The organism is Curtobacterium sp. MWU13-2055 (assembly GCF_023242305.1).
Taxonomy (GTDB): Bacteria; Actinomycetota; Actinomycetes; order Actinomycetales; family Microbacteriaceae; genus Curtobacterium.
Genome location: NZ_JALLIO010000015.1, coordinates 1 through 5,377, shown reverse-complemented (window position 1 = coordinate 5,377; position 5,377 = coordinate 1). Strand labels below are relative to the sequence as shown.

Genomic DNA, 5,377 nt, shown 5'->3' with positions numbered 1-5,377 from the left:
GGGTGTTGGGTCTGTATTTTTTTACGGAGAGTTTGATCCTGGCTCAGGACGAACGCTGGCGGCGTGCTTAACACATGCAAGTCGAACGATGATGCCCAGCTTGCTGGGTGGATTAGTGGCGAACGGGTGAGTAACACGTGAGTAACCTGCCCCTGACTCTGGGATAAGCGTTGGAAACGACGTCTAATACTGGATATGACTACCGGCCGCATGGTCTGGTGGTGGAAAGATTTTTTGGTTGGGGATGGACTCGCGGCCTATCAGCTTGTTGGTGAGGTAATGGCTCACCAAGGCGACGACGGGTAGCCGGCCTGAGAGGGTGACCGGCCACACTGGGACTGAGACACGGCCCAGACTCCTACGGGAGGCAGCAGTGGGGAATATTGCACAATGGGCGAAAGCCTGATGCAGCAACGCCGCGTGAGGGATGACGGCCTTCGGGTTGTAAACCTCTTTTAGTAGGGAAGAAGCGAAAGTGACGGTACCTGCAGAAAAAGCACCGGCTAACTACGTGCCAGCAGCCGCGGTAATACGTAGGGTGCAAGCGTTGTCCGGAATTATTGGGCGTAAAGAGCTCGTAGGCGGTTTGTCGCGTCTGCTGTGAAATCCCGAGGCTCAACCTCGGGCTTGCAGTGGGTACGGGCAGACTAGAGTGCGGTAGGGGAGATTGGAATTCCTGGTGTAGCGGTGGAATGCGCAGATATCAGGAGGAACACCGATGGCGAAGGCAGATCTCTGGGCCGTAACTGACGCTGAGGAGCGAAAGCATGGGGAGCGAACAGGATTAGATACCCTGGTAGTCCATGCCGTAAACGTTGGGCGCTAGATGTAGGGACCTTTCCACGGTTTCTGTGTCGTAGCTAACGCATTAAGCGCCCCGCCTGGGGAGTACGGCCGCAAGGCTAAAACTCAAAGGAATTGACGGGGGCCCGCACAAGCGGCGGAGCATGCGGATTAATTCGATGCAACGCGAAGAACCTTACCAAGGCTTGACATACACCGGAAACGGCCAGAGATGGTCGCCCCCTTGTGGTCGGTGTACAGGTGGTGCATGGTTGTCGTCAGCTCGTGTCGTGAGATGTTGGGTTAAGTCCCGCAACGAGCGCAACCCTCGTTCTATGTTGCCAGCGGGTTATGCCGGGGACTCATAGGAGACTGCCGGGGTCAACTCGGAGGAAGGTGGGGATGACGTCAAATCATCATGCCCCTTATGTCTTGGGCTTCACGCATGCTACAATGGCCGGTACAAAGGGCTGCGATACCGTAAGGTGGAGCGAATCCCAAAAAGCCGGTCTCAGTTCGGATTGAGGTCTGCAACTCGACCTCATGAAGTCGGAGTCGCTAGTAATCGCAGATCAGCAACGCTGCGGTGAATACGTTCCCGGGCCTTGTACACACCGCCCGTCAAGTCATGAAAGTCGGTAACACCCGAAGCCGGTGGCCTAACCCTTGTGGAAGGAGCCGTCGAAGGTGGGATCGGTGATTAGGACTAAGTCGTAACAAGGTAGCCGTACCGGAAGGTGCGGCTGGATCACCTCCTTTCTAAGGAGCATCTGGCCTCGTGTGCCCTTCGGGGTGGGCGTGGTCCAGGCGCCTGATTCGGACCGAACGTGTCCGACGGGTAGCTCATGGGTGGAACATTGACAGTGCAGTTGGGAGTGATGCTTCCGACCTCAGTACGCTCTGCTTGCAGGGTTGGGACGGGTTGGGGTGGAGCTGATCAGCTGGTGCACGTTGTTGGGTCCTGAGGGACCAGGCTTCCTGCTGACACGAGAGTGTCTGGCAGGGGTTGGGCCTACGGGTCCTTCGTCGGGCCGCATGAAGCACTGTCACTGGACGGTGGGGAGTGTGGTGCCGATCGTATGTTGAGAACTACACAGTGGACGCGAGCATCTTTGATTCGCGTCATCCAATCGACCGGGCACTTTTGGTGTTCGTGTTGTGGGTGATGACGGATCGCAATTTTAATCTTTGTGGTCAAGTTTCTAAGAGCAAACGGTGGATGCCTTGGCATCTGGAGCCGAAGAAGGACGTAGAAATCTGCGATAAGCCTCGGGGAGCTGATAATCGAGCCCTGATCCGAGGATTTCCGAATGGGGAAACCCCGCTGGGCGCTTTTGTGACCTGGTGACTCCCGCCTGAATATATAGGGCGGGTAGAGGGAACGTGGGGAAGTGAAACATCTCAGTACCCACAGGAAGAGAAAACAACATGTGATTCCGTGAGTAGTGGCGAGCGAAAGCGGATGAGGCTAAACCGATCATGTGTGATAGCCGGCGGGCGTTGCATGGTCGGGGTTGTGGGACACGTCACTCAGTTCTGCCGGACTGGGGCGGTTACAGCGCATCATAGTCGAACCGGTTTGAAAGCCGGGCCGTAGTGGGTGCCAGCCCCGTAGACGAAATGGTGTTATGGCCGGATGTGTATCCCAAGTAGCACGGGGCCCGAGAAATCCCGTGTGAATCTGTCAGGACCACCTGATAAGCCTAAATACTCCCAGATGACCGATAGCGGACAAGTACCGTGAGGGAAAGGTGAAAAGTACCCCGGGAGGGGAGTGAAATAGTACCTGAAACCGTTTGCTTACAAACCGTCGGAGCCTCCTTAGTAGGGGTGACGGCGTGCCTTTTGAAGAATGAGCCTGCGAGTTAGTGATATGTGGCGAGGTTAACCCGTGTGGGGCAGCCGTAGCGAAAGCGAGTCTGAATAGGGCGTTTGAGTCGCATGTTCTAGACCCGAAGCGAAGTGATCTATCCATGGCCAGGTTGAAGCGACGGTAAGACGTCGTGGAGGACCGAACCCACTTCAGTTGAAAATGGAGGGGATGAGCTGTGGATAGGGGTGAAAGGCCAATCAAACTTCGTGATAGCTGGTTCTCTCCGAAATGCATTTAGGTGCAGCGTTGCGTGTTTCTCGCCGGAGGTAGAGCTACTGGATGGCCGATGGGCCTCAACAGGTTACTGACGTCAGCCAAACTCCGAATGCCGGTGAGTGAGAGCGCAGCAGTGAGACGGTGGGGGATAAGCTTCATCGTCGAGAGGGAAACAACCCAGACTACCAACTAAGGTCCCTAAGCGTGTGCTAAGTGGGAAAGGATGTGGAGTTGCATAGACAACCAGGAGGTTGGCTTAGAAGCAGCCACCCTTGAAAGAGTGCGTAATAGCTCACTGGTCAAGTGATTCCGCGCCGACAATGTAACGGGGCTCAAGCACACCACCGAAGTTGTAGATTTCGCACACTAGACAAGCCTTCGTGGTTCAGTCGTGCGGAGTGGTAGGAGAGCGTCGTGTGGCGAGTGAAGCGGCGGAGTGATCCAGCCGTGGACGCTACACGAGTGAGAATGCAGGCATGAGTAGCGAAAGACGGGTGAGAAACCCGTCCTCCGAAAGACCAAGGGTTCCAGGGCCAGGTTAATCCGCCCTGGGTAAGTCGGGACCTAAGGCGAGGCCGACAGGCGTAGTCGATGGACAACGGGTTGATATTCCCGTACCGGCGAACAACCGCCCAAGCTAATCCAGTGGTGCTAAGAGTCCTAACCCGGATCAACCGGATCCCTTCGGGGTGATGGTGGCCGGTCTAACGCTCGACCCCATGCTGGTGCGGTTAGCGTATGAACAGGTGTGACGCAGGAAGGTAGCTGAGCCAGGCGATGGTATCCGTAAGGTGAACCTGGTGTAAGGATGTAGGGCTGACGATAGGCAAATCCGTCGTCTGTGTGCCTGAGATCCGACGCGTACCCGTAAGGGGAAATCAGTGATCCTATGCTGCCGAGAAAAGCATCGACGCGAGGTTGCAGCCGCCCGTACCCGAAACCGACTCAGGTGGTCAGGTAGAGAATACCAAGGAGATCGAGAGAATCGTGGTTAAGGAACTCGGCAAAATGCCCCCGTAACTTCGGGAGAAGGGGGGCCGGACACGTGACCGGACTTTGCTCCGTGAGCGTTGAAGGCCGCAGAGACCAGTGGGAAGCGACTGTTTACTAAAAACACAGGTCCGTGCGAAGTCGCAAGACGATGTATACGGACTGACGCCTGCCCGGTGCTGGAAGGTTAAGAGGAAGGGTTAGCCTTTGGGCGAAGCTCTGAATTTAAGCCCCAGTAAACGGCGGTGGTAACTATAACCATCCTAAGGTAGCGAAATTCCTTGTCGGGTAAGTTCCGACCTGCACGAATGGCGTAACGACTTCCCAGCTGTCTCAACCGCGAACTCGGCGAAATTGCACTACGAGTAAAGATGCTCGTTACGCGCAGCAGGACGGAAAGACCCCGTGACCTTTACTACAGTTTGGTATTGGTGTTCGGTGTGGCTTGTGTAGGATAGGTGGGAGACTGTGAAGCGGGCACGCTAGTGTTCGTGGAGTCATTGTTGAAATACCACTCTGGTCACTCTGGATGTCTAACGTAGGACCCTGATCGGGTTCATGGACAGTGCCTGATGGGTAGTTTAACTGGGGCGGTTGCCTCCCAAAGAGTAACGGAGGCGCCCAAAGGTTCCCTCAACCTGGTTGGCAATCAGGTGGCGAGTGTAAGTGCACAAGGGAGCTTGACTGTGAGACTGACAGGTCGAGCAGGGACGAAAGTCGGGACTAGTGATCCGGCAGTGGCTTGTGGAAGCGCTGTCGCTCAACGGATAAAAGGTACCTCGGGGATAACAGGCTGATCTTGCCCAAGAGTCCATATCGACGGCATGGTTTGGCACCTCGATGTCGGCTCGTCGCATCCTGGGGCTGGAGTAGGTCCCAAGGGTTGGGCTGTTCGCCCATTAAAGCGGTACGCGAGCTGGGTTTAGAACGTCGTGAGACAGTTCGGTCCCTATCCGCTGCGCGCGTTGGAAATTTGAGAAGATCTATCCCTAGTACGAGAGGACCGGGATGGACGAACCTCTGGTGTGTCAGTTGTTCTGCCAAGGGCACCGCTGATTAGCTACGTTCGGACCGGATAACCGCTGAAAGCATCTAAGCGGGAAGCCGTCTTCGAGATGAGATTTCCATGCACCTTGAGTGTGAGAGGCTCCCAGCAGACTACTGGGTTGATAGGCCGGATGTGGAAGCGGGGACTAACGACCCGTGGAGCTGACCGGTACTAATAAGCCGAAGACTTGATAACACACTGATTTCCGTGCACTTGTTGCACGGGCTCGCGTCCACTTTGTGGTTCCCGACAGACGATCGGGAATCAAACTGAATACACCGCTCTGCCCATTCGTGGGCAGCAGCCGGAACATGTTTGAGACCAGATTGATGGTCGAAAGTGTTCCGGTGGTCATAGCGAGAGGGAAACGCCCGGTCACATTCCGAACCCGGAAGCTAAGCCTCTCAGCGCCGATGGTACTGCAAGGGGGACCTTGTGGGAGAGTAGGACGCCGCCGGACTTAACGT

Annotated in this window: 3 rRNA genes; all 3 read left to right on the top strand. The window is 55.8% G+C overall.

From position 1 onward, the window contains the following. The first annotated feature begins 20 nt into the window (after positions 1-20). The 3 genes from M4960_RS19115 to rrf all read left to right on the top strand — a co-directional run bounded on the left by M4960_RS19115 (position 21) and on the right by rrf (position 5,370). Positions 21-1,542 (top strand): 16S ribosomal RNA (locus M4960_RS19115). Positions 1,543-1,975: 433 nt separating this feature from the next. Continuing rightward, positions 1,976-5,105, top strand: a 23S ribosomal RNA gene (locus M4960_RS19110). A gap of 148 nt (positions 5,106-5,253) precedes the next feature. After that, positions 5,254-5,370: ribosomal RNA gene (gene rrf, locus M4960_RS19105) — 5S ribosomal RNA — on the top strand. The 16S, 23S and 5S rRNA genes sit together here, the layout of an rRNA operon. The last annotated feature ends 7 nt before the right edge of the window (positions 5,371-5,377 follow it).